Below are 25,535 nucleotides of genomic sequence, written 5' to 3'. Positions count from 1 at the left end.
GTCTCGTACGAACGCTGCGCGAGGACTGGTGGGTCCGGGACGAATGGGGTACCAACGATCCAGTAGCACCAGGCAGTAACCGAAGCCCGTACCCGACCCTTCTGCGCGGCGAGGTGAGCTCCTCATGACCGCACCAACCCCCAAACCGTCCGTGAGCGAACGCGAGGCCCGGCAGGTCGCCGAGGCCGCCCGCGAGCAGGACTGGCGCAAGCCCAGCTTCGCCAAGGAACTCTTCCTCGGGCGCTTCCGGCTCGACCTGATCCACCCGCATCCGATGCCCCCGGCCGAGGACGCCGTGCGCGGCGAGGAGTTCCTCGCCAGGCTCCGGGAGTTCTGCGAGACGAGGATCGACTCGGCCCGCATCGAGCGCGAGGCGCGCATTCCCGACGAGACCATCAAGGGCCTCAAGGAACTCGGCGCCCTCGGCATGAAGATCGACACGAAGTACGGCGGGCTCGGCCTCACGCAGGTGTACTACAACAAGGCCCTCGCCCTCGTCGGCTCCGCGAGCCCCGCGATCGGCGCGCTGCTCTCCGCGCACCAGTCGATCGGCGTCCCGCAGCCGCTGAAGATCTTCGGCACGCAGGAGCAGAAGGACGCCTTCCTGCCGCGCTGCGCCACCACCGACATCACGGCGTTCCTGCTGACCGAACCGGACGTCGGCTCGGACCCGGCGCGGCTCGCCACCCTGGCCGTGCCCGACGGGGACGATCACTACGTACTGGACGGCGTGAAGCTGTGGACCACCAACGGCGTCGTCGCGGACCTGCTGGTGGTGATGGCACGTGTACCGAAGTCCGAGGGCCACAAGGGCGGCATCACGGCCTTCGTCGTCGAGGCGGACTCCGAGGGCGTCACCGTCGAGAACCGCAACGCCTTCATGGGCCTGCGCGGCCTGGAGAACGGCGTCACCCGCTTCCACCAGGTGCGGGTCCCGGCCGCGAACCGCATCGGCCCGGAAGGCGCGGGACTGAAGATCGCCCTCACCACCCTCAACACCGGACGGCTCTCCCTGCCCGCCATGTGCGTCGGCGCGGGCAAGTGGTGCCTGAAGATCGCCCGCGAGTGGTCGGGCGCCCGTGAGCAGTGGGGCAAGCCGGTCGCGCACCACGAGGCGGTCGGCGCGAAGATCTCCTTCATCGCGGCGACCACCTTCGCGCTCGAAGCCGTCCTCGACCTCTCCTCGCAGATGGCCGACGAGGACCGCAACGACATCCGCATCGAGGCCGCCCTCGCCAAGCTGTACGGCTCCGAGATGGCCTGGCTGATGGCCGACGAACTGGTCCAGATCCGCGGCGGCCGCGGCTTCGAGACCGCCGAGTCCCTCGCGGCCCGCGGCGAGCGCGCCGTGCCCGCCGAGCAGATCCTGCGGGACCTGCGCATCAACCGCATCTTCGAGGGCTCCACGGAGATCATGCACCTGCTGATCGCCCGCGAGGCCGTCGACGCCCACCTGAAGGTCGCCGGCGACCTCATCGACCCCGAAAAGACCCTCTCCGACAAGGCGAAGGCGGGCGCACGGGCCGGCGGCTTCTACGCCCGCTGGCTGCCGAAACTGGTCGCGGGCCCCGGCCGGCTCCCGCGCTCGTACGCCGAGTTCCACCCGCCCGGCCACGCGGACCTCTCCGGCCACCTGCGCTACGTCGAGCGCGGCGCCCGCAAGCTGGCCCGCTCCACCTTCTACGCCATGTCCCGCTGGCAGGGGAAGATGGAGACCAAGCAGGGTTTCCTCGGCCGGATCGTCGACATCGGAGCCGAACTCTTCGCGATGAGCGCGGCCTGCGTACGCGCCGAACTCCTGCGGACCACCGAGGACCACGGCCGCGAGGCGTACCAACTGGCCGACGTCTTCTGCCGCCAGTCCCGCATCCGCGTGGAGGAACTCTTCGCCCGACTGTGGACCAACACCGACGAACTGGACCGCAAGGTGGTCAAGGGCGTCCTCTCCGGCACCTACACCTGGCTGGAATCGGGGATCATCGACCCCTCCGGCGACGGAGCCTGGATCGCGGAAGCGGCGCCGGGCCCCTCCACACGCGACAACGTCCACCGCCCCATTCGCTGAACAATCCCCCGACGCACATTCCGCCTCGCCCGAAAACCGGTCCGCTTGCCGGGCGGTTGGACCCCGCCCACGATGAGCGGACCGGCACGTCGAGCGGCCCTCCGACGCCGTCCTGCCCGCCTACCTGAACGCACCGACGGGCCAGGGCGTCCACCTCGTCACGGTCAACGACTATCTGGCCGCGCGCGACGCCCGGTGGATGGGCCGCGCCTACCGGTTCCTCGGGCTGAGCGTCGGTGTCATCCAGGCCGAAATGACCCCGGCCGAGCGCCGTGCCGCGTACGCCCTGCGACAGGACATCCACGCGCGCTACGCCGAACGCGAGCGCGAACTCGGCGAGGACGTCCTGCGCGACCTGGAGCGCCGCGTGCTGCTCGCGGTCCTCGACCGGAAGTGGCGCGAACACCTGTATGAGATGGACTACCTCCAGGAGGGCATCTGGATGCGCTCCTACCTCGGCGGCGACCCCCTCGTCGAGTGCCAGCGCGAGGGCTTCGACCTGTTCACCGCGCTGATGGACGCCATCAAGGAGGAGTCCGTCGACTACCTCTTCAACGTGCACGGCGCAGTCGAACAGCCGGACGCGACGGCGTGACGGACGTGACGGATGTGACGGAGTTCGGCCCGCAGGGCCTTCAGGCGCCCCGCGGGGTCCGGGCGGAGAGTTCGTGCGGCCACAATGGGGGGCATGAGCGACAGCCCATCCCCCCTCGCCGACCCGCATCTCGTCTTCGACCCCGTCTCCATGACGGACGGGGCCGGCCCGCGGGACATCGTCATCCTCGGGTCCACGGGTTCGATCGGCACCCAGGCCATCGACCTCGTCCTGCGCAACCCCGACCGCTTCCGCGTCACCGCGCTCTCCGCCGCGGGCGGCCGCGTCGGCCTCCTCGCCGAGCAGGCACGCCGGCTGCGGGTGCGGACCGTCGCGGTCGCCCGCGAGGACGTCGTACCGGCGCTGCGCGAAGCCCTCCAGGGGCAGTACGAGGCGGGGGAGCCGCTCCCCGAGATCCTGGCCGGACCGGACGCCGCGACCCAGCTCGCCGCCTCCGCCTGCCACACGGTCCTCAACGGCATCACCGGCTCCATCGGCCTCGCGCCGACGCTCGCCGCCCTCGAAGCGGGCCGCACCCTCGCGCTCGCCAACAAGGAATCGCTGATCGTCGGCGGCCCGCTCGTCAAGGCGATCGCCAAGCCCGGCCAGATCATCCCGGTCGACTCCGAGCACGCGGCCCTCTTCCAGGCGCTCGCCGCCGGCACCCGCGCGGACGTACGCAAACTCGTCGTCACCGCCTCCGGCGGCCCCTTCCGCGGACGTACGAAAGCCGATCTCGCGCACGTCACCCCCGAGGACGCGCTCGCGCACCCCACGTGGGCCATGGGGCCGGTGATCACGGTCAACTCCGCGACGCTGGTCAACAAGGGCCTGGAGGTCATCGAGGCGCACCTCCTCTACGACATCCCCTTCGACCGCATCGAGGTCGTCGTCCACCCGCAGTCGTACGTGCACTCCATGGTGGAGTTCACCGACGGCTCCACCCTCGCCCAGGCGACCCCGCCGGACATGCGTGGCCCGATCGCCATCGGCATCGGCTGGCCCGAGCGGGTGCCCGACGCGGCGCCCGCCTTCGACTGGACCAAGGCGTCGAGCTGGGAGTTCTTCCCGCTCGACGACGACGCTTTCCCGTCGGTGCGACTGGCCCGGCACGTCGGAGCGCTCGCGGGCACGGCCCCGGCGGTGTTCAATGCCGCCAACGAGGAGTGCGTGGACGCGTTCCTCAAGGGCGCGCTGCCCTTCAACGGCATCATGGAGACGGTGACGAGAGTCGTGGACGAACACGGCACACCCCCGGGGGGAACTTCCCTGACCGTCGCGGACGTCCTCGAAGCGGAGACCTGGGCGCGCGCCCGGGCACGCGAACTGGCAGCACAGACGACCGCGGAGGCTCGTGCATGACGACCTTGATGATGATCCTCGGGATAGTCGTCTTCGTGATCGGGCTGCTCTTCTCGATCGCCTGGCACGAGCTGGGGCACCTGTCGACCGCCAAGATGTTCGGCATCCGCGTGCCGCAGTACATGGTCGGCTTCGGCCCGACCCTGTTCTCGCGCAAGAAGGGCGACACCGAGTACGGCATCAAGGCGATCCCCCTCGGCGGCTACATCCGCATGATCGGCATGTTCCCGCCGGGCGCGGACGGCCGCATAGAGGCACGCTCGACGTCCCCCTGGCGCGGCATGATCGAGGACGCCCGCTCGGCGGCCTTCGAGGAGCTGGGGCCCGGCGACGAGAGCCGCCTGTTCTACACGCGCAAGCCGTGGAAGCGCGTGATCGTGATGTTCGCGGGCCCCTTCATGAACCTGGTCCTCGCCGTGGCGATCTTCCTCGGCGTGATGATGACGTTCGGCATCAGCAGCCAGACGACCCAGGTCAGCAAGGTCTCGGACTGCGTCATCCAGCAGAGCGAGAACCGCACCAAGTGCGAGAAGGGCGACAAGGCCGCGCCCGCCAAGGCGGCGGGCCTGAAGCCGGGCGACAAGATCGTCGCCTTCCAGGGGCAGTCCGTCGACGACTGGTCCACGCTCCAGACCAAGATCCGCGAGACCATCGGCCCGGCCACCCTCACGGTCGAGCGCGACGGCAAGCGCCTGGACCTGCACGCCGACCTCATCAAGAACCAGGTCACCAAGACCGACGGCGACGGCGCGTACGTCGAGGGCACATACGTCTACGCGGGCTTCCTCGGCTTCACCCCCGCCACCGGCATCGTCCAGCAGTCCTTCGGCGACTCCGTGGAGCGCATGGGCGACATGATGGAGAACGGCGTCGAGTCGATCATCGCCCTGCCGTCCAAGATCCCCGACCTGTGGGACGCGGCCTTCGGCGACGGTGAGCGCAAGCAGGACTCGCCCATGGGCGTGGTGGGCGCGGCCCGCGTCGGCGGCGACGTCTTCACCCTGGACATCCCGCCGCAGAACCAGATCGCGATGATGCTGTTCCTCATCGCGGGCTTCAACCTCTCGCTCTTCCTCTTCAACATGCTGCCGCTGCTCCCGCTGGACGGCGGCCACATCGCGGGCGCCCTGTGGGAGTCCGTGCGCCGCAACACGGCGAAGGTCCTGCGCCGCCCCGACCCGGGCCCCTTCGACGTGGCGAAGCTGATGCCGGTCGCCTATGTGGTGGCGGGGATCTTCATCTGCTTCACGATCCTGGTGCTCATCGCGGATGTCGTGAACCCCGTGAGAATCTCCTGACGCGGTGAGGTTCACAGCGGCCCGGCACGGTAGGTGCCGGGCCGCGCTCCATCGGGTGGTGTTCGGGGCGTGATGTGCCCGGGCCCCGCGGGGTGCCGTAATCTCGGATCCTGGAGCCCGCTGATCTCGGGACCTCGATCCACACTCTTGTGACCACACTCTTGTGATCCACACTCTTGGGGATGCTCGCCAGATGACTGCCGTATCGCTCGGAATCCCGTCCGTTCCGACCAAGCTCGCCGACCGCCGGGTCAGCCGCAAGATCCAGGTCGGTTCGGTGGCCGTGGGCGGGGACGCACCGGTCTCGGTGCAGTCGATGACGACGACGCGGACGTCCGACATCGGCGCCACCCTCCAGCAGATCGCGGAGCTGACGGCCTCGGGCTGCCAGATCGTACGCGTCGCCTGTCCGACGCAGGACGACGCGGACGCGCTGGCGACGATCGCCCGGAAGTCGCAGATCCCCGTGATCGCGGACATCCACTTCCAGCCGAAGTACGTCTTCGCGGCGATCGACGCGGGCTGCGCGGCCGTCCGGGTCAACCCCGGCAACATCAAGCAGTTCGACGACAAGGTCAAGGAGATCGCGAAGGCCGCCAAGGACGCGGGCACGCCGATCCGTATCGGTGTCAACGCCGGCTCCCTGGACGCGCGCCTGCTGAAGAAGTACGGCAAGGCCACCCCCGAGGCACTGGTCGAGTCCGCCCTGTGGGAGGCGTCCCTCTTCGAGGAGCACGACTTCCGGGACATCAAGATCTCGGTCAAGCACAACGACCCGGTCGTCATGGTCAACGCCTACCGCCAGCTCGCCGCCCAGTGCGACTACCCCCTGCACCTCGGCGTCACCGAGGCCGGCCCCGCCTTCCAGGGCACGATCAAGTCGGCGGTCGCCTTCGGCGCGCTGCTCTCCGAGGGCATCGGTGACACCATCCGCGTCTCGCTGTCGGCCCCGCCCGCCGAGGAGATCAAGGTCGGCATCCAGATCCTGGAGTCCCTCAACCTCCGCCAGCGCCGCCTGGAGATCGTCTCCTGCCCGTCCTGCGGCCGCGCCCAGGTCGACGTCTACAAGCTGGCCGAGGAGGTCACCGCCGGCCTGGAGGGCATGGAGGTGCCGCTGCGCGTCGCCGTCATGGGCTGCGTCGTCAACGGCCCCGGCGAGGCCCGCGAGGCCGACCTCGGCGTCGCCTCCGGCAACGGCAAGGGCCAGATCTTCGTCAAGGGCGAGGTCATCAAGACCGTCCCCGAGTCGAAGATCGTCGAGACCCTCATCGACGAGGCGATGAAGATCGCCGAGCAGATGGAGAAGGACGGCGTGGCCTCCGGCGAGCCGACGATCTCGGTGGCGGGCTGAGACACCGCCCTCTGGGAGAGCCCCCTCCCCGAGGCCGCCCCTGCCGGAGAACGTCGAGCCGGCCTTGCCGAACGCCTGAGGCCGGCCCCCGAGGATGACCCGGGGCCGGCCTGACGCGCGCCCGGGGGCGGATCTTGGCGGGCGCCCTGGGGCCGCGCCCCCTCACGGGTGCCCGGGGGCGGATCTTGGCGGATGTTCCGGGGCCGCGCGCCTCACGCGCGCCCGGGGGCGGATCTTGGCGGGCGCCCTGGGGCCGCGCCCCCTCATGGGCGCCCGGGGGCGGGATCTTGGCGGATGTTCCGGGGGCCGACCCCCACGAACGCCCCGGGGCCGACCTCCGACCGGCGCCCGTGGGCTGGCCTCCGACCGGCGCCCTCAGGCCGACCCTCACCGGCGCCCTCAGGCCGGCGCCCGACCGGCGCCCTTGGGCTGGCCCCCGGCCGGCGCCCTCAGACCAAACCCACCGGCGCCCTCAGGCCGGCCCGCGACCGGCGTCCCCGGGTCGGCCCCTCACCGGCGCCCTCAGGCCGCCCCCGACCGGCGCCCCCAGGCCAAGCCCAGCGGCGCCCTCAGGCCGACCTCCGACCGGCGCCCTTGGGCTGGCCCCCGGCCGGCGCCCTCAGACCAAACCCACCGGCGCCCTCAGGCCGGCCCGCGACCGGCGTCCCCGGGTCGGCCCCTCACCGGCGCCCTCAGGCCGCCCCCGACCGGCGCCCCCAGGCCAAGCCCAGCGGCGCCCTCAGGCCGACCTCCGACCGGCGCCCTTGGGCTGGCCCCCGGCCGGCGCCCTCAGACCAAACCCACCGGCGCCCTCAGGCCGGCCCGCGACCGGCGTCCCCGGGTCGGCCCCTCACCGGCGCCCTCAGGCCGCCCCCGACCGGCGCCCCCAGGCCAAGCCCAGCGGCGCCCTCAGGCCGACCTCCGACCGGCGCCCTTGGGCTGGCCCCCGGCCGGCGCCCTCAGACCAAACCCACCGGCGCCCTCAGGCCGGCCCGCGACCGGCGTCCCCGGGTCGGCCCCTGACCGACGCCCTCAGGCCGCCCCCGACCGGCGCCCCCAGGCCAACCCCCACGGAAAAGGCGCCCCCCGCACACGCCGCCCTCGCCAGGTACAGTGCGGAGATCAGCAGACCGTATGGTGAGGCCCCCGCACGTGTTGACTCAGACCACCACCAGGGTCCTCGAACCGAGTGACCTCGACGCCGCGATGGCCGTGCTCGACCGCGAGCCGGTCGCGAACGCCTTCGTGGCCGCTCGCGTCCAGGTGGCCGGCCTCGACCCGTGGCGCCTCGGTGGCGAGATGTGGGGCTGGTACGAGGGCGGCATGCTGGAGTCGCTCTGCTACGCGGGCGCCAACCTCGTCCCCATCTGCGCGACCCCCCGGGCCGTGCGCGGCTTCGCCGACCGCGCCCGCAGGGCAGGCCGCCGCTGTTCCTCCATCGTCGGCCCCGCGACCGCCACCGCTCAGCTGTGGCGGCTCCTCGAACCGTCCTGGGGCCCCGCCCGCGAGGTCCGCACCCGGCAGCCCCTGATGGTCACCGACCGGCTGCCGGATGACATCGCCCCCGACCCCTACGTCCGCCGCGTCCGCAAGGACGAGATGGACACGATCATGCCGGCGTGCGTGGCGATGTTCACCGAGGAGGTCGGCGTCTCCCCAATGGCCGGCGACGGCGGCCTGCTCTACCAGGCGCGCGTGGCGGAACTGGTCGGCTCCGGACGCTCGTTCGCCCGCCTCGACGACGACGGCAAAGTCGTCTTCAAGGCCGAGATCGGCGCCGTCACCGCCCGGGCCTGCCAGGTCCAGGGCGTCTGGGTGGCCCCCGAGTACCGCGGCCGCGGCCTCGCCGCCCCCGGCATGGCCGCCGTCCTGCGCTACGCCCTCGCCGACGTCGCCCCCGTGGTCAGCCTGTACGTCAACGACTTCAACACCGCGGCCCGGGCGGCGTACCGACGCGTGGGGTTCAGGGAAGTCGGCGCGTTCATGAGCGTCCTGTTCTGACGCCCGGACCGGCCCGCCGCCCATCCCGAGCGCCCTGTTCAGAAGCGCGGCGACGCGAAGTAGGGTCGCCCCATGACTGACGACGTCGTGATCGGGCCCCTCGACCTCGCCGCGCGGGTGGACGAAGCGCTGGACGTCCAGGCCCACGCCTTCGGGCTGAGCGACGAAGAGGTGGCCGTACGGCGCCAGATCGTCCTGCGGCATCTCACCTACCCCGGGGCCCGCTCGTTCGGCGCGACCACCCCCGACGACCGGCTCGTCGGCTTCGTCTACGGCATGCCCAACGACCGCCGCCACTGGTGGTCCACGGTCGTCGAGCCCTACCTCCGCGGCCGGCAGCTGGACGGCTGGCTCGACGACTCCTTCGTCATCACCGAACTGCACGTGCACCCCGGCCACCAGAACCGCGGCATCGGCCGCTCACTGATCACCACCATCACCGACGGCGTCGCCCAGCCCCGCTCGATCCTCTCCGCGATCGACGTCGAGAGCCCGGCCCGCGGCCTGTACCGCTCCCTCGGTTACACGGACCTGGCGCGGCGCGTCCTGTTCCCGAGCGCCGCCAAGCCGTACGCCGTGATGGGCGCCCCGCTGCCGCTGCCGCGCCGGGTCTGAACGAGAACCGGCCGGGGTCCGGGCGAGAACCGATTTCCGCCCGCGCCCACGCCCCGGATAACCTCCTAGCCATCACCCTTCCCCACGCTCTCGGCCCAGCCCGAGCAGAGGGGACCCCCTTGTAGCAGGAGTTCATCATGGCCCAGGTCCAGCGCATGTCCCGGTTGATGGTCAAGACACTGCGCGATGACCCGGCGGACGCGGAGACGCTCAACCACAAGCTGCTCGTCCGGGCCGGTTACGTCCGCCGCACCGCCGCCGGCATCTGGTCCTGGCTGCCGCTCGGCAAGAAGGTCTACGAGAACATCGCCCGCGTCGTCCGCGAGGAGATGGACGCCATCGGCGGCCAGGAGGTGCTGCTCCCGGCCCTCCTGCCCAAGGAGCCCTACGAGGCGTCCGGCCGCTACGACGAGTACGGCGACCTGCTCTTCCGCCTCAAGGACCGCAAGGGCGCCGAATACCTCCTCGGCCCCACCCACGAGGAGATCTTCACCCAGGTCGTCAAGGACCAGTGCTCGTCCTACAAGGACCTGCCGGTGATCCTCTACCAGATCCAGACGAAGTACCGCGACGAGGCCCGCCCGCGCGCCGGTGTGCTGCGCGGCCGTGAGTTCCAGATGAAGGACTCGTACTCCTTCGACACCACGGACGAGGGCCTCGCCGAGGCGTACGCGCTGCACCGCGGCGCCTACCAGCGGATCTTCGAGCGCCTCGGCCTCGACTACCGCATCGTGTCCGCCGTCTCCGGCGCCATGGGCGGCTCGGCGTCCGAGGAGTTCCTCGCCCCGGCCCCGGCCGGCGAGGACACCTTCGCGGACTGCCCGGCCTGTGACTACGCCGCCAACACCGAGGCCGTGACCTTCGCGCTCGCCCCGGTCGACGGCTCGGCGCACGGCCCCGTCGAGGAGCTGGACACCCCCGACACCCCGACCATCGAGACGCTCGCCGAGCACCTCGGCGTCCCGGCCTCCGCGACCCTGAAGAACCTCCTGGTCAAGGTCGACGGCGAGATCGTGGCCGTCGGCGTCCCCGGCGACCGCGAGGTCGACCTCGGCAAGCTCGGCGAGCACCTGGCCCCCGCCGAGGTGGAGCTGGTCACCGCCGAGGACTTCGAGGGCCGCGAGGACCTCGTACGCGGCTACGTCGGCCCGCAGGGCCTGGACAAGGTCCGCTACATCGCCGACCCGCGCGTCGCGCCCGGCACGTCCTGGATCACGGGCGCCAACAAGCAGGACACCCACGCCAAGAAGGTGGTCTGCGGCCGTGACTTCGAGGTCGACGACTACCTCGACGTCGTCGTGGTCGAGGAGGGCGACCCGTGCCCGAACTGCGGCGCCGGCCTGCGGCTGGACCGCGCCATCGAGATCGGCCACATCTTCCAGCTGGGCCGCAAGTACGCCGACACCTTCCAGCTCGACGTCCTCGGCCAGCAGGGCAAGCCGGTCCGCGTGACCATGGGCTCGTACGGCATCGGCGTCTCCCGCGCGGTGGCGGCCCTCGCCGAGCAGACCGCCGACGACAAGGGCCTGTGCTGGCCCAAGGAGGTCGCCCCCGCCGACGTCCACGTGGTCGCCGCGGGCAAGGCCCTCCAGACCGAGCTGGCCCTGGACGTAGCCGAGAGGCTGGGCGCCGCGGGCGCGAGGGTCCTCGTGGACGACCGCGCCGGGGTCTCCCCGGGTGTGAAGTTCACCGACGCGGAACTGATCGGCGTGCCCCAGATCCTGGTAGCGGGCCGCCGCTCCGCCGAGGGCATCGTAGAACTGAAGGACCGCCGCACGGGCGAACGCGAAGAACTCACAGTGGAAGAGGCAGTGACCCGCCTCACCTCCTGACGCCCCAGCCCCCGCGCCCTGAAAGGGGCGCGGGGAACGGCGCGGGCAACCACATACGGCCCGCAGCTTCCCCCGCACCGACCGGACCCCGCGCCCGAAGGGGGTGCGGGGAACGGCGCGAGCGACCACATTCGGCCCGCGGTGTTCTCGCGATGCTCGGGGCCGCGCCCCTGAAAGGGGCGCGGGGAACGGCGCGATCAGCCACATACGGCCCGCAGCTTCCCCCGCACCGGCCGGACCCCGCGCCCGAAGGGGGTGCGGGGAACGGCGCGAGCGACCGCACTCGGCCCGCGGTGTTCTCGCGATGCTCGGGGCCGCGCCCCTGAAAGGGGCGCGGGGAACGGCGCGATCAGCCACATACGGCCCGCAGCTTCCCCCGCACCGGCCGGACCCCGCGCCCGAAGGGGGTGCGGGGAACGGCGCGAGCGACCACATTCGGCCCGCGGTGTTCTCGCGATGCTCGGGGCCGCAGCCCCTGAAAGGGGCGCGGGGAACGGCGCGCTCAGCCACACACGGCCCGCAGCCGACCGCTCACCGCCCCCCTCAGAGCCACCCCGCGAACTCCAACAACAGCTCCGCATCATCCGCACGCCCCACGCGAAGCGCCCGCACCCCGGACTCCACCGCCCGGAACAGCGTCCACCCCCGCAGCCGCTCCTGATCGACCTCCAAGGACTCCGCCAGCTTCTTCACGCGCCGCCGCGTGATCGACGCGCCGGACGGCGAGGCGATCAGATCCTCCACACGGTCACGCACCAGCCGCGCCAGATCGAACGCGGGGTCGCCCGCCACCGGATCCGGCCCCACGGCCAGCCACGGCACCCGATCCCCCGCAAGGACCTTGCTCTGCCGGAAGGTGCCGTGCAGCAGCCGCGGCTCCACCTCCGCCGCGAGCAACTCCTCCCGCGCCGCGAGCGCCGCGTCGACCAGCGGCACCACATCCGCGTCCGCGTCGGCGGAACCCCGCATCGCCTCGGCCTGCCGCCCCGTCCGCTCGGCGACCGTCTCGAAACGGTGCCCGGCGGGCGGCGGAGCCCACAGCCGCCGCAGCGTCCCCGCGGCCTCCAACAGCGCCTTGGCCTCCGGCAGCGACCGCACGGACACATCACGGTGCAGCCGCTCAAGAAGCAGCGCTCCGTCCGAGCACTCGGGGTCGAGCAGCCGGGCGGCGCCAAGACCCTTCCAGTGCGCGAGGGCGGCCCGCTCGCTCTCCGGCCGGGACCGGGGCGGCACGAGCTTGAGCACGGCCGGCGTGCCGTCGGCCCGCGTGACCATCAGGACGAGGCTGCTGCGCCCACCGGGCACGTGAACCCGCTCGACGGTCAACTCGCGCGCCGCGACGGCCTCTTCGACCGCCTCCGGCAGTCTCTCCAGCCAGTCGTCGCCGTCCTGCGCCGTCTCGCCGAGTGCGGTGACGAGGCGCCGCGGCGGTTCGAAAGCCATGCGCGAGGTGTTCCCTTCCTGAGCTCCTGAGCGTTACGCCTTGGGCGTTGTCGGTGTGGACGCGGGTGTCGTCCGCTCGGCGAGCCCAGGGAAGGCTACGCTCCCGCCCCGCCACCGCGCCGCCCGGACCGCCGCCTCCCGCAGCGCGCGGGCCGCGCCGCTCCGCCGGTCGCCCGAAGAGGCGCGTACGAGATCCGAATAGACCCCGGCGACCCGGTCCTCCAGCTCGGCGGCGAGCCGCACCGCGGCCGCGGTGTCCGGCACCGGGAAGGGCAGCGCGTAGGCCGCGTCGGCGGGCTGCGGGTCGCCGCCGAGGTCACGCACGGCGCGCCGCAGCTCGTCGCGCCGGGCGCGGTGCGCGTCGTAGGCGGTGCGCGCCTCGTCCCTGCGCTTCTCGCCGACCCGGCCGCCGACGACGCCGTAGCCGTACACGGCCGCGTGTTCGGCGCTCAGGGCGGCCTGGAGCGCCTTCAGCTCCTCATCGACGTCGCTCACTTGTCCCCCTCCGTCAGCAGATACGCGTGCGCCGCCCCGGCCGCGGCCACCGAGGCGAGCAGCCTGGCCTCCGCGGCCGGGGCGTCGACCAGGGCCGCTCCCCGCCGGTCGGCCAGTTCCCGCTCGGCCTTGGCGAGGCCGCTCACGGCCTTCTGGGGATCAGCCGGGACAGACGGCGACGACGGCGATGACGCCGACGGCGATGACGCGCGGAGCCGGCGGCCGACGCCGACGCGGAGGTCGGAGCACCGCTGTCCCCGAACGCCTCCGCGTGCTTCCTCACCTCCGCCCGCAGCGGCGCGAGCCGCCCGGCGAGCGAGGGGTGGGCGGCGAGCACGGCGTCGTACCGCCCGAGCAGTTCCGCACTGTCCTGCGCGGCCCGGGCGCGCAGACGGCGCGCCGCGGAGGGGTGCCCGTCGGAGCCGGCGGAGTCCGTACAGCCCGTGAGCAGCGCCGCGGACGCGACGCCGGCGGCCCCGGCGAGCAGGCTCCTGCGGCCCGGCCCCGGGCCGGGCCGGGGAGCGGTGAGATACGACGGCACGGCAGACGTCCTCGGGAAAGGTCGGCCAAAAGGCGCGAACGAGAAGGAAGAAGTGGGCGCGGGCCCTGTGATCACCGTACCTTCGGACGGTCTCCGTACGGGTGAGCGGCTCGGGACGAAGCGGCACAGGGCCCCGCAGGTGGGCGTAACACCCCCTGGGACCGGATACCCTTTGAGCTGACACGCAGATGTGACACGCAGACTTGCAACGCACCCACAACAGCACACGCGGCCGAGGAGTCACCCGGATGAGCACCACCCAGAGCGAGAGGCTGCGGCAACTACTGGAACCGCTCGTCAGCTCCCAGGACCTGGATCTCGAAGAGATCGAAGTGGCCTCGGTCGGACGCAAGCGAGTGCTGAGAGTCGTCATCGACTCCGACGACGGCGTGGACCTTGACCAGATCGCGGAAGTGAGCCGCCTGCTCTCCGCGAAGCTCGACGAGACCGACGCGATGGGCGAGGGTGAGTACGACCTGGAGGTCGGATCCCCCGGTGCCGAGCGCGCGCTGACCGAGCACCGTCACTACGTGCGTGCCGTGGACCGCCTGGTGAAGTTCCAGCTCACCGAGGGCGACGAGCTGACCGCCCGCATCCTCGCCGTGGACGACGAGGGCCTCGACCTCGAAGTGCCCGGCGTGAAGGGCCGCAAGGCCACGTCCCGCCGGATCGCCTTCGCGGAGATCGACAAGGCGCGCGTGCAGGTCGAGTTCAACCGCAAGGACAGCAAGGACAAGAAGGACATGAAGGAAGAGGAGGAGGCGTAGCCGTGGACATCGACATGAGTGCCCTGCGGGGTCTGGTTCGGGAGAAGGAGATCTCCTTCGACCTGCTCGTCGAGGCGATCGAGTCGGCCCTCCTCATCGCCTACCACCGCACCGAGGGAAGCTTCCGTCGTGCCCGTGTGAAGCTGGACCGCGAGAGCGGCCACGTCACGGTGTGGGCGACGGAGGACCCGGCGGATCTCGAAGAGGGCCAGGAGGCCAAGGAGTTCGACGACACCCCGTCCGACTTCGGCCGCATCGCCGCGACGACCGCCAAGCAGGTCATCCTCCAGCGTCTGCGCGACGCCCAGGACGACGCGACGCTCGGTGAGTACGCCGGGCGCGAGGGCGACATCGTCACCGGCGTGGTCCAGCAGGGCCGCGACCCGAAGAACGTCCTGGTCGACATCGGCAAGCTGGAGGCCATCCTGCCGGTGCAGGAGCAGGTCCCCGGCGAGGAGTACCCGCACGGGATGCGCCTTCGTTCGTACGTCGTCCGGGTGGCCAAGGGTGTCCGCGGCCCGTCCGTGACGCTCTCGCGCACCCACCCGAACCTGGTAAAGAAGCTCTTCGCGCTGGAGGTGCCCGAGATCGCCGACGGTTCCGTCGAGATCTCGGCCATCGCCCGCGAGGCCGGCCACCGCACCAAGATCGCCGTGCGCTCGACGCGCTCGGGGCTCAACGCCAAGGGCGCCTGCATCGGCCCGATGGGCAGCCGGGTCCGCAACGTCATGGCCGAGCTCAACGGCGAGAAGATCGACATCGTCGACTGGTCGGACGACCCGGCGGACATGGTCGCCCACGCGCTCTCCCCGGCCCGCGTCAGCAAGGTCGAGATCGTCGACCTCGCCGCCCGCTCGGCCCGGGTGACCGTGCCGGACTACCAGCTCTCGCTGGCCATCGGCAAGGAGGGGCAGAACGCCCGCCTGGCCGCGCGGCTCACGGGCTGGCGCATCGACATCAGGCCCGACACCGAGCAGCCCGAGCGGTAGCAGGGGCGGCGCCGCGGCCCTCTTCGCGAGGTGGGGGACCACCTCCGGAGGCGGCCGCGGGAATAAATCCGGGCGCTCACCGCTTGGATCACGACAGTATGGGACGAGTAGCCGTTCGATTTTTGCCCCAAGGGGGTGAGGTCGGTACGGGGAGGTAGACTTAAGCGTGTCTGGCCGGACGCATGCCCGCGCACACCCTGAACGCACCTGTGTGGGATGCCGGGAGCGAGCGGCCAAGAGTGATCTGCTGCGCATCGTGGCGATCGAGGGCGAATGCGTCCCCGACCCAAGCGGTACGCTGCCCGGCCGGGGTGCGTACGTGCACCCCGCCCCGGTCTGTCTGGACCTGGCGGTCCGCCGCCGGGCGTTTCCCAGGGCCTTTCGAGCCCAGGGACCGTTCGGCACCGAGGCGCTGCGCCGAGCTGTCGAGACAGTTGCCGAGCAGGCAACACCGTAAGACGTGGTCGCACGGAACCCCGTGCGGCCTTGGTATTCCGCGAGTTGGAAGTAGGTCGAGATTGCGATGAGCACTCGATGAGCACGCGATGAGTACGCCCATGAAGTAGCGACGGTCCGGCGTAACCCGGACCTAAAAGGAGCGAAGTGGCTAAGGTCCGGGTATACGAACTCGCCAAGGAGTTCGGAGTCGAGAGCAAGGTCGTCATGGCCAAGCTCCAAGAACTCGGTGAATTCGTACGTTCGGCGTCCTCGACGATCGAGGCGCCGGTCGTGCGCAAACTGACTGACGCATTGAACCAGGGCGGTGGCAACGGCAAGTCCGGCGCCGCCAAGCCCGGCGCGCCGCGCAAGCAGGCCGCCCCCAAGCCGCCGGCCCCCTCCGGGCAGGCGTCTCCCTCTCCCGCGCAGGCCGCCCGTCCGGGTCCGGCCGTGCCGAAGCCGCCGGCCCCCAAGCCCGCGGCCGAGAAGCCCGCGGCCTCCCCGGCGACCCCGGGTCCGCGCCCGACGCCCGGCCCGAAGCCCCCGGCTCCCAAGCCGGCCCGGCCTCCCCGGCGCCGTCCGCCCCGGAGTTCACCGCTCCGCCGGCCGCTCCGGCCGCCCCCGCGGCTGCGGCTGCCCCGTCCGGCCCGCGCCCCGGCGCCCGTCCCGGCCAGGGTGCCCCGAAGCCCGGTGGCCGTCCGGCCCCCGGTCAGGGTGGTCAGGGCCGCGGCGAGCGCGGCGAGCGCCAGGGTGCTCCGCGCCCCGGCGGCCAGGGCGCCCCGCGTCCCGGCGGTGCCCGTCCCGCGGGTCCGCGTCCGGGCAACAACCCGTTCACCTCTGGTGGCTCCACCGGTATGGCGCGCCCGCAGGCGCCCCGTCCGGGCGGCGCGCGTCCCGGCCCCGGTGGGCCTGGCGGCCAGGGTGGCCCCGGCGGTCCTGGTGGCGCCCCGCGCCCGCAGGGCCAGGCCGGTCCCGGCGGCGCTCCCCGTCCGCAGGGTCAGGGCGGCGCCCGTCCGACCCCGGGCGGCATGCCGCGCCCGCAGGCACCCCGTCCCGGCGGTGGCCCCGGCGGCGGTAACCGTCCGAACCCGGGCATGATGCCGCAGCGTCCCGCTGCCAGCCCGCGTCCCGGCGGTGGCCGTGGTCCCGGCGGCGGCGGTCGTCCCGGCGGTGGCGGCGGCGGCCGTCCCGGTGGCGGCGGCTTCGCGGGTCGTCCCGCCGGTCCCGGTGGCGGCGGCGGTTTCGCCGGCGGTCCCGGTGGCGGCGGTGCCGGTCGTCCGGGTGGTGGCGGCGGCTTCGGCGGTCGTCCCAGCTTCGGCGGTCGTCCCGGTCGTCCCGGTGGTCCCGGTGCCCGTGGTGGCACGCAGGGTGCGTTCGGCCGTCCCGGCGGGCCCGCCCGTCGTGGCCGCAAGTCGAAGCGGCAGAGGCGCCAGGAGTACGAGGCCATGCAGGCCCCGTCGGTGGGCGGCGTCATGCTGCCTCGCGGCAACGGACAGACCGTCCGCCTGTCGCGCGGTGCCTCGCTGACCGACTTCGCCGAGAAGATCAACGCCAACCCGGCGTCGCTCGTCGGCGTGATGATGAACCTCGGCGAGATGGTCACCGCCACGCAGTCCGTCTCCGACGAGACGCTGAGGCTCCTCGCGGACGAGATGAACTTCGTCCTGGAGATCGTCAGCCCGGAGGAGGAGGACCGCGAGCTCCTGGAGTCGTTCTCCATCGAGTTCGGCGAGGACGAGGGCGGCGAGGACATGCTCGTCTCCCGTCCGCCGGTCGTGACCGTCATGGGTCACGTCGACCACGGTAAGACCCGCCTCCTTGACGCGATCCGCAAGACGAACGTCGTCGCGGGCGAGGCCGGCGGTATTACGCAGCACATCGGTGCGTACCAGGTCGCCACCGAGGTCAACGGTGAAGAGCGCGCCATCACCTTCATCGACACCCCCGGTCACGAGGCGTTCACCGCCATGCGTGCCCGTGGTGCGAAGTCCACCGACATCGCGATCCTCGTGGTCGCGGCGAACGACGGTGTGATGCCGCAGACGATCGAGGCGCTGAACCACGCCAAGGCGGCCGACGTGCCGATCGTGGTCGCGGTCAACAAGATCGACGTCGAGGGTGCCGACCCGACCAAGGTGCGCGGACAGCTCACCGAGTTCGGTCTGGTGGCCGAGGAGTACGGCGGCGACACGATGTTCGTCGACATCTCCGCGCGCCAGGGCCTCAACATCGAGCAGCTGCTCGAAGCCGTGGTCCTCACCGCGGACGCCTCGCTCGACCTGCGGGCCAACCCGGAGCAGGACGCGCAGGGCATCGCCATCGAGGCCCACCTCGACAAGGGCCGCGGCGCCGTCGCGACCGTCCTCGTCCAGCGCGGTACCCTCCGCGTCGGCGACACGATGGTCGCCGGTGACGCCTACGGCCGAGTCCGCGCGATGCTCGACGACAAGGGCGAGAACGTGGAGGAGGCGACCCCGTCGACTCCGGTCCTCGTGCTCGGTCTCACCAACGTCCCGGGCGCGGGCGACAACTTCCTGGTCGTCGACGAGGACCGTACGGCCCGTCAGATCGCCGAGAAGCGTGCCGCCCGTGAGCGCAACGCCGCGTTCGCCAAGCGCACCCGCCGCGTCTCCCTCGAGGACCTCGACCAGGTGCTCAAGGCGGGCCTGGTCCAGGACCTCAACATCATCATCAAGGGTGACGCGTCCGGTTCGGTGGAGGCTCTTGAGTCCTCGCTGCTCCAGCTGGACGTCGGCGAAGAGGTCGACATCCGCGTCCTGCACCGCGGTGTGGGTGCGGTCACCGAGTCGGACATCGACCTGGCGATGGGCTCCGACGCCATCGTCATCGGCTTCAACGTCCGCGCGGCCGGCCGTGCCGCGCAGATGGCGGAGCGCGAGGGCGTCGACGTCCGCTACTACTCGGTGATCTACCAGGCCATCGAGGAGATCGAGGCGGCCCTCAAGGGCATGCTCAAGCCGGAGTACGAGGAGGTCGAGCTCGGCACCGCGGAGATCCGCGAGGTCTTCCGCTCGTCCAAGCTCGGCAACATCGCGGGTGTGCTCATCCGCTCCGGCGAGGTCAAGCGCAACACCAAGGCCCGACTGCTCCGCGACGGCAAGGTCATCGCGGAGAGCCTCAACATCGAGGGTCTGCGCCGCTTCAAGGACGACGTCACCGAGATCCGCGAAGGCTTCGAGGGCGGTATCAACCTCGGCAACTTCAACGACATCAAGGTCGACGACGTCATCGCGACGTACGAGATGCGCGAGAAGCCGCGCGGCTGATCGGCTGCCTCACGGCAGTCCGAACCGCACGGTGGGTGTCGGGGCCGGTCGACGGGGAAATCCCGTCGATCGGCCCCGGCCGTTCCGTGTACGGTTCTTGTGTCCCTGCCAAGTGGTTGGCGGGGCACCGAACCCGTACCGGCGGGACATCCGGATACACATGTATGTGGGGACTCTGTCCTTCGATCTGCTCCTCGGCGACGTACATTCGCTGAAGGAGAAACGCTCCGTCGTCCGCCCGATCGTCGCCGAGCTCCAGCGGAAGTACGCGGTGAGCGTGGCGGAGGTGGGCGGTCAGAATCTGCACCGCAGGGCCGAGATCGGCCTCGCCGCGGTGGCGGGTGACTGGGGCCATCTCACGGACGTACTGGACCGGTGCGAGCGCCTCGTCGCCGCCCGGCCCGAAGTGGAGCTGCTGTCGGTACGGCGGCGGCTGCACGGCGACGACGACTGAACAACAGCAAGACAAGCCCAGGGAATGCCCGGGGATAAGGGAGACGGAGCAGTGGCCGACAACGCGCGAGCGAAAAGGCTGGCGGACCTCATTCGAGAGGTGGTTGCCAAGAAGCTGCAGCGCGGGATCAAGGACCCGCGGCTCGGGACGCACGTGACGATCACGGACACCCGGGTGACCGGCGACCTGCGGGAGGCGACGGTCTTCTACACGGTCTACGGCGACGACGAGGACCGCGCCGCCGCGGCGGCGGGCCTGGAGAGCGCCAAGGGTGTCCTCCGCTCGGCGGTCGGCCAGGCCGCGGGCGTGAAGTTCACGCCGACCCTGTCCTTCGTCGCGGACGCCCTGCCGGACAACGCCCGGGCCATCGAGGACCTCCTCGACAAGGCCCGGATGTCGGACGAGAAGGTGCGGGAGGTCTCCGCGGGCGCGAAGTTCGCCGGCGACGCCGACCCGTACAAGAAGCCCGAGTCCGACGAGGAAGCGGACGACACGGACGAGACGGACGGCGACGCCCGCGCATGAGCAAGAGCAGCACCACCACGCCGGACGGACTTGTCATCGTCGACAAGCCGTCCGGCTTCACTTCGCACGACGTGGTGGCCAAGATGCGCGGGATCGCCAAGACCCGCCGCGTCGGCCACGCGGGCACCCTGGACCCCATGGCGACGGGCGTCCTCGTGCTCGGCGTGGAGCGCGCCACCAAGCTCCTCGGCCATCTGGCGCTGACCGAGAAGGAGTATCTGGGCACCATCCGCCTCGGGCAGAACACGCTCACCGACGACGCCGAGGGCGAGATCACCTCGTCCGCCGACGCCTCGAAGGTGACCCGTGAGGCGATCGACGCGGGCATCGCCAAGCTCTCCGGCGACATCATGCAGGTGCCCTCGAAGGTCAGCGCCATCAAGATCGACGGCAAGCGGTCGTACGCGCGCGCCCGCAAGGGCGAGGACTTCGAGATCCCGGCCCGGCCGGTGACGATCTCCGCCTTCACCGTGTACGACGTCCGCGACGCCGTCGCCGAGGACGGCACCCCCGTCCTCGACCTGGTCGTCTCGGTCGTCTGCTCCTCCGGGACGTACATCCGGGCGCTCGCCCGCGACCTCGGCGCGGACCTCGGCGTCGGCGGCCATCTGACCGCCCTGCGCCGCACCCGCGTCGGCCCGTACAAGCTGGACGCGGCCAAGACCCTGGACCAGCTCCAGGAGGAGCTGACGGTGATGCCGGTGGCCGAGGCCGCGAGCCGGGCCTTCCCGCGCTGGGACGTCGACGACAAGCGCGGCCGGCTGCTGCTCAACGGCGTGAGGATCGACATGCCCGAGGAGTACGCGGGTGTGGGCGCCGTCGCCGTCTTCGACGCGGAGGGCCGCTTCCTGGTCCTCGCGGAGGAGTCGCGGGGCAAGGCCAAGAGCCTGGCCGTCTTCGCCTGAGCGGGACCGGTTCGCGTCTCGCGGCGCGTACGCCACGTCCCGCATCCCGCGTCCTGCATCGCGCATCCCGCATCCCGCATCCCGCATCCCGCATCCCGCATCCCGCTTCGTCGTGGAGCGGCGGACTCCGGTACGCCGCTCCACGATCCCCCACGGTCCCCCCACTCAAGGTGTTTCCATCTCACCGCCCCGATTCACCCCTTCGGGCAGGCGCTCGGAGTGAACCGAGGGAGCGGAAGGGGGCGCGTTCGCACCGCGTTCTGTTCCGCTGATCACCGCCGACCTACGGTCGAAGGACGGGGAACAGCCGGGAGGTTCGAGCATGGCGGGACGGGGTCCGCGGGCCGAGGGCGCCGGGGACGCCGCGGGCGCGGGGAAGCGGGGCGGTCACATGCCGCCGGATCGGGCCCTCGTGCGGGTGTGCGACCTGACGGGGCGCCCGCGGGGCACGGGATTCGCCGCCGACGAGCACGGCACGGTCATCACCGGTCACGAGGCCGTCGACGGCCTCACGCGGATCGCCCTGCACGCGCCGGACGGGCGTACCTGCGTGGTGCCTTCCGAGGCCGTCGTGGCGCTGCCCGGCGCCGGTCTGGCGCTCGTGCGCACCGAGGGCCTCGCACTGCGGCCCCTGCCCCTGGCCGTGCGGGACTCCGTCGCGACCGGCGCCTATGTGCGGATCGCCGCGCTCGGCTGGCGCGAGGCCCGCGTCCTCGGCTGCTCCCCGGTGACGTACACCGCCGCCGACCGCTCGCACCTGATCGGCGCCGCCCTGGAGCTGGCGATCGGCACGGAAGGCGCCGACGCCCTGCGGCTCGGTGGCGGGGCCGCGGGCGGACCCGTCGTGGACGCCGCGTCCGGCGCGGTCCTCGCCGTCCTCGGCACGGCGCTGCGGCCCCAGGACCCGGGCCCCCGCCCACCGGACGACGCGCCGTTCACCCACCGGCCGCCCGGTTTCGCGATTCCGCTGCGGAAGGCGGCCGCCACCGATCCCGGCGGGCCGCTCGCCGAGCTGATCGCCCGCAATGCCGCGACCGTCCCCGCGTACGGCCACGACCTTAATCTGGCGGGCGTGCTGCACCTGACGGCCACCTCGGCGGGCTCCGACGGACCGGGCGCGGCCCACCTGGAGCCGGTCGAACGGCCGGATGTGACCAGGGAGTTCAGCACCTTCCTCGACGGCCCGGCCCGCGTGCTCGGCCTGGTCGGGGACCCCGGCACGGGGCGTACGACGGAACTGGCCGCGCTCGCCGCCCGGCGGGCCCGGGGCGCCGAGCCCGCGCCGACGCTGTGGCTGCGCGGCGCCGATCTGCGGGGCACGGACGCGTCCGTCGCCGACGCCGTCGAGCGGGCCATCGGCCGGGCGGGACGGATCCTGGCCGCCTCGCGGGAGGCGCCGGGCGGCGAGGGCCCCGGGGGCGTCTCGGCGGGGCGCGTGGCTCGGCTCGTACGGGACGTGGGGCGGCCGCTGCTGTTGCTGCTCGACGGGCCCGAGGAGATGCCGCCCGCGCTCGCACAGCGCCTCGCCGAGTGGAGCGACGCCACGGCGGCCTGGCTGGGGGACACGGGCACGCGCCTTGTCGTCGCCTGCCGGGTGGAGCACTGGGAGCAGGCGGGGGCGTACTTCGACGGGGCGTTGCTCCATGGGACGACGACAGGGGCGGACGCCTCCTCCGGTTTTCCCGCGTGCGTACGCCTCGGCGATCTGTCCGAGCCGCAGGCGCGTCAGGTCCGCGCGCGGTACGGCATCCCGGACGGGGCGCTCGCCCAGGCCGACGCGCGGCATCCGCTGACACTGCGGCTGCTCTACGAGGTGCGGGCGGCCCGCCCCGACGCGCCGCCGCCGGGCACACCCGGGCGGGACGAGGTCTTCGCCGCCTACCTGGACCTGATGTGCCTGCGGGTCGCCGTGCGGCTCGCCGCGACGAACGGACTGCGCGGCACCGCCGTGCGCCGCCTCGCCGCGAAGGTGTCCGGACGGGTCCACGAGGCGGCGCGGCGCTGCCTGGCGCCCGGGCAGGGAGAGCTGGACCGGGCCTCCTTCGAGGACGTCTTCCCGTGGGGCGCGCTCCCCGGTTCCCCCGGCTGCGCGGGATGGGCGTCGGCCGTGCTGACGGAGGGCCTGCTCGTACCGGCGGGCACGGGCTACCGCTTCGCGCACGAGGAGGTGGCCGACTGGCTACAGGGCACGCACCTCGACGTGGACGACGCGCTGGCCTCCCTGGTCCACCGGCACCGGGGCACGGCCCGCTCCCCGATGGTCCCGGAGCAGCGCCGCCGTGACCCCGCCCCCGCCTGCCCGGCCCCGGTGCCGCGCCACCGCATCGGCCCCGTGATCGAGGCCCTGCTGTCACTGCCCCGCCAGCACGGCCCGGCGGAACTGGCCGAGCGCCTACGGAACTTGACGGACGCGCTGCCCGACCTCACGCGGGGGGCGGTGGCGGACGGGGAGGTGGATGCGGAGCCGGGTGGGGTGGCGGGTGGGGTGACCGGTGCGGGGGCTGACGCGGGGCCTGGTGCGGTGACCGAGGCGGGGCCGACGGGTGCGGTGACGGGTGGGGTGACCGGTGCGGGGGCTGACGCGGGGCTGGGTGGGGTGGCGGGTGCGGTGACCGAGGCGGGGCCGACGGGTGGGGTGACCGGTGCGGTGACCGAGGCGGGGCTGGGTCGGGTGGCGGGTGCGGTGTCCCGTGCGGTGACCGACGCGGGGCTGGGTGGGCCGACGGGTGCGGGGTCGGGTGGGGTGACCGGTGCGGGGGCTGACGCGGGGCTGGGTGGGGTGGCGGGTGCGGTGACCGAGGCGGGGTGGGGTCGGGTGACGGGTGGGGTGGCTGACGCGGGGCCGGGTGCGGTGACCCGTGCGGTGACTGACGCCGGGCCGGGTGGGGTGGCTGACGCGGGGCCGGGTGCGGTGACCGAGGCGGGGCCGACGGGTGCGGTGACGGGTGCCGTGACCGGTGCGGTGGCCGACGCCGGGCCGGGTGCGGGGGCTGACGCGGGGCCTGGTGCGGTGACCCGTGCGGTGGCCGACGCCGGGTCGGGTGCCGTGGCCGACGCGGTGGTCGATGCCCGGTGGTGGGCCACGCAGCTGCTGCGGGGGACGCTGGCGCGCGTGCCCGACGCCGAGCCCTACCTCCCGGTGCTCGAAGCTCTCGCCGAGCGCGGCCTGTTCGGGCCCGCCTTCTGGCTGGGGCTGCCGCTGGGGGAGGCCCGGCGGTTCGCGTTGCTGCGGCGGCTCGTCGTGCACGACGGGCCACCGGGGACGCCGGGCCGCTGCCTCGACGCCGTCGCCGGACTCCTCGCCGCCGACCCCGCGGGCGTACAGCCGCACCTCGTCCGCTGGTTCACCGACGAGCGGCCGCTGGAGGCCGCGCCCGACGCCACCGTCGCCTCCGCCGCGCAAGCGCTGCTCCACACCCACCGGCACCACGCCATCGACGACCTGACCGAAGCCCTCGTCGACTGCGGCCACGCCCGCGCCGACGAACTGCTCGCCGCCCTCGCCGAGGAAGAGCCCTCCGCGGTCTGCCGCGCCGTCGGCCGCTGGGCGCACGACGAGCGGCCCGGCCGGCGCGCGGCCGCCGCCTCCCAAGGCCTGCGAGCCGCCCCGCACACCACCGCCGACGCCGACCGCGCCCACCTGCGGCACGCCGCCCTCGCCCTGCTCGTCCACACGGACGACGACGCCCTGCACGGCGCCGCGCTCGCGCTGCTCGTCCGTGACCCGCAGACCCGCTCCCGGTACCTGCCCCGGGCGCTGCGACGCTTCGCCGCCGGGGACCCGGCGCTGCCCGCGAGCGCGCCTGCCGAGGCCCTGGCCACCCACCCCGAGCAGGTGCTCGCCGCCTTCACCGCCCGTCTGCACCAGCCGGGCCCGGGCGACGACGCATCCGGTGAGGTGCTGCGCTGCCTGGCCGACGCGACCCCGCCCTCCCTCGCGCACCGCGTCGCCACCCTGGTGCGCGACGCCCTGGAGGCCCGCCCCGAGGCCGCCGGGCCCGCCGCCGCGTACATCGACCGGCGGATCGAACAGGGGTCCGATGCGCGCACCGTCCTCTTCCCTCTGGTCGCCGGGCTGCTGTACAGCCGTCCCCCGGAGGTCCGGGTGGCCCTCGCGCCCGTACTCGCCGCCCCGGGCACCGCCGCCTCGCGGGCCCTGCGGAGCGACCTGCTCGACGTCCTGCTCGGCCAGGAGCGCGACCCGGCGGTCCTGGAGAACGTCCTGCGGTCCGTGGCCCGCGGCGCCGCCGAGCTGGGCGGGGCCGCGACCCGTGAGCGCGTCCACCGCACCGGGCTGCTCCTCGGCCGCACCCCGGAGGGCGCCTCCCGCTTCGACCGGTGCCTGGTCGAACTGGCCCGCTCCGACCCCGGCTTCGCCGCCCTGGTGACCGGCTGGCTGCGCGACGCCCCGCAGGAGTGGGCCGCCCTGGTCGGCCCGAGCGCCTCCCGGACGCTGACGAACCTCGCGGGCGGCGCGCCGGTGCCGGCCTAGCCGGAAGTGAAGTGACCCCCGCCACCCTCCCCCGGGAGACACCGATGCGAGGCGGGGATCCTCGGCATGGCAGTCTTAGA

Annotated in this window: 16 protein-coding genes and 3 pseudogenes; 16 read left to right on the top strand and 3 right to left on the bottom strand. The window is 72.8% G+C overall.

All coding sequences use genetic code 11. From position 1 onward, the window contains the following. The first annotated feature begins 124 nt into the window (after nucleotides 1-124). The 8 genes and pseudogenes from ACOBQB_RS09110 (at nucleotide 125) to ACOBQB_RS09075 (ending at nucleotide 11,119) form a co-directional block, all read left to right on the top strand. The gene (locus ACOBQB_RS09110; RefSeq protein WP_423590227.1) at nucleotides 125-2,065 is read left to right on the top strand and encodes an acyl-CoA dehydrogenase family protein; all 1,941 of its coding nucleotides are present in this window, start codon (nucleotides 125-127) and stop codon (nucleotides 2,063-2,065) included. 112 nt (nucleotides 2,066-2,177) lie between these two features. Further along, nucleotides 2,178-2,642 (top strand): annotated as a pseudogene (locus ACOBQB_RS09105) (preprotein translocase subunit SecA); the annotation flags it as partial. 111 nt (nucleotides 2,643-2,753) lie between these two features. Beyond that, nucleotides 2,754-4,022, top strand: coding sequence for a 1-deoxy-D-xylulose-5-phosphate reductoisomerase (dxr, locus tag ACOBQB_RS09100; protein ID WP_423590225.1), 1,269 nt, complete (start codon nucleotides 2,754-2,756; stop codon nucleotides 4,020-4,022). After that, on the top strand, nucleotides 4,019-5,320 hold the full coding sequence (locus tag ACOBQB_RS09095) for a M50 family metallopeptidase (RefSeq protein WP_423590224.1): 1,302 nt from the start codon (nucleotides 4,019-4,021) through the stop codon (nucleotides 5,318-5,320). Before dxr ends, ACOBQB_RS09095 begins: the two co-directional genes overlap by 4 nt. 193 nt (nucleotides 5,321-5,513) lie before the next feature. Continuing rightward, a complete protein-coding gene (gene ispG / locus ACOBQB_RS09090; RefSeq protein WP_356580379.1) occupies nucleotides 5,514-6,671 on the top strand; it encodes a flavodoxin-dependent (E)-4-hydroxy-3-methylbut-2-enyl-diphosphate synthase in 1,158 nt (385 codons plus the stop codon). Nucleotides 6,672-7,823: 1,152 nt separating this feature from the next. Next, on the top strand, nucleotides 7,824-8,672 hold the full coding sequence (locus tag ACOBQB_RS09085) for a GNAT family N-acetyltransferase (RefSeq protein WP_423590222.1): 849 nt from the start codon (nucleotides 7,824-7,826) through the stop codon (nucleotides 8,670-8,672). A 72-nt stretch (nucleotides 8,673-8,744) separates the two neighbouring features. Beyond that, the gene (locus ACOBQB_RS09080; protein WP_423590221.1) at nucleotides 8,745-9,287 is read left to right on the top strand and encodes a GNAT family N-acetyltransferase; all 543 of its coding nucleotides are present in this window, start codon (nucleotides 8,745-8,747) and stop codon (nucleotides 9,285-9,287) included. Between the two features lie 137 nt (nucleotides 9,288-9,424). Beyond that, entirely contained in the window at nucleotides 9,425-11,119 is a 1,695-nt protein-coding gene (locus ACOBQB_RS09075; protein WP_423590219.1) for a proline--tRNA ligase, read from the top strand. A gap of 543 nt (nucleotides 11,120-11,662) precedes the next feature. On the opposite strand, the gene ACOBQB_RS09070 is transcribed toward ACOBQB_RS09075, so the two are convergent. The 3 genes and pseudogenes from ACOBQB_RS09070 to ACOBQB_RS09060 form a co-directional block, all read right to left on the bottom strand. Next, on the bottom strand, nucleotides 11,663-12,562 hold the full coding sequence (locus tag ACOBQB_RS09070; RefSeq protein WP_423590217.1) for an aminoglycoside phosphotransferase family protein: 900 nt from the start codon (nucleotides 12,560-12,562) through the stop codon (nucleotides 11,663-11,665). A 33-nt stretch (nucleotides 12,563-12,595) separates the two neighbouring features. Continuing rightward, nucleotides 12,596-13,057, bottom strand: a complete 462-nt coding sequence (locus ACOBQB_RS09065; protein WP_423590215.1) for a ferritin-like domain-containing protein — start codon at nucleotides 13,055-13,057, stop codon at nucleotides 12,596-12,598. Beyond that, a pseudogene (locus tag ACOBQB_RS09060) lies at nucleotides 13,054-13,598 on the bottom strand (hypothetical protein). The gene ACOBQB_RS09065 and the pseudogene ACOBQB_RS09060 overlap by 4 nt, the downstream one beginning before the upstream one ends. A 248-nt stretch (nucleotides 13,599-13,846) precedes the next feature. Between ACOBQB_RS09060 and rimP the strand changes: the two are divergent. The 8 genes and pseudogenes from rimP to ACOBQB_RS09020 all read left to right on the top strand — a co-directional run bounded on the left by rimP (nucleotide 13,847) and on the right by ACOBQB_RS09020 (nucleotide 25,455). Next, the gene (gene rimP, locus ACOBQB_RS09055) at nucleotides 13,847-14,365 is read left to right on the top strand and encodes a ribosome maturation factor RimP (RefSeq protein WP_423590214.1); all 519 of its coding nucleotides are present in this window, start codon (nucleotides 13,847-13,849) and stop codon (nucleotides 14,363-14,365) included. A gap of 2 nt (nucleotides 14,366-14,367) precedes the next feature. Further along, the gene (nusA, locus tag ACOBQB_RS09050; RefSeq protein WP_423590212.1) at nucleotides 14,368-15,354 is read left to right on the top strand and encodes a transcription termination factor NusA; all 987 of its coding nucleotides are present in this window, start codon (nucleotides 14,368-14,370) and stop codon (nucleotides 15,352-15,354) included. A gap of 166 nt (nucleotides 15,355-15,520) precedes the next feature. Continuing rightward, a complete protein-coding gene (locus ACOBQB_RS09045; RefSeq protein WP_423590210.1) occupies nucleotides 15,521-15,811 on the top strand; it encodes a YlxR family protein in 291 nt (96 codons plus the stop codon). Between the two features lie 146 nt (nucleotides 15,812-15,957). Then, nucleotides 15,958-19,079: pseudogene (gene infB, locus ACOBQB_RS09040) on the top strand (translation initiation factor IF-2). A 160-nt stretch (nucleotides 19,080-19,239) separates the two neighbouring features. After that, entirely contained in the window at nucleotides 19,240-19,533 is a 294-nt protein-coding gene (locus ACOBQB_RS09035; protein WP_127913108.1) for a DUF503 domain-containing protein, read from the top strand. A 51-nt stretch (nucleotides 19,534-19,584) separates the two neighbouring features. Further along, the gene (gene rbfA / locus ACOBQB_RS09030; protein ID WP_423590208.1) at nucleotides 19,585-20,058 is read left to right on the top strand and encodes a 30S ribosome-binding factor RbfA; all 474 of its coding nucleotides are present in this window, start codon (nucleotides 19,585-19,587) and stop codon (nucleotides 20,056-20,058) included. Beyond that, the gene (gene truB / locus ACOBQB_RS09025; RefSeq protein WP_423590207.1) at nucleotides 20,055-20,963 is read left to right on the top strand and encodes a tRNA pseudouridine(55) synthase TruB; all 909 of its coding nucleotides are present in this window, start codon (nucleotides 20,055-20,057) and stop codon (nucleotides 20,961-20,963) included. Before rbfA ends, truB begins: the two co-directional genes overlap by 4 nt. A 322-nt stretch (nucleotides 20,964-21,285) precedes the next feature. Then, nucleotides 21,286-25,455: a serine protease gene (locus tag ACOBQB_RS09020; protein WP_423590205.1), complete on the top strand. Its 4,170-nt coding sequence runs from the start codon at nucleotides 21,286-21,288 to the stop codon at nucleotides 25,453-25,455. The last annotated feature ends 80 nt before the right edge of the window (nucleotides 25,456-25,535 follow it).

The organism is Streptomyces sp. G5(2025) (assembly GCF_049542075.1).
Lineage (GTDB): Bacteria > Actinomycetota > Actinomycetes > Streptomycetales > Streptomycetaceae > Streptomyces.
This window is presented reverse-complemented; position numbering and strand designations above follow the sequence as displayed.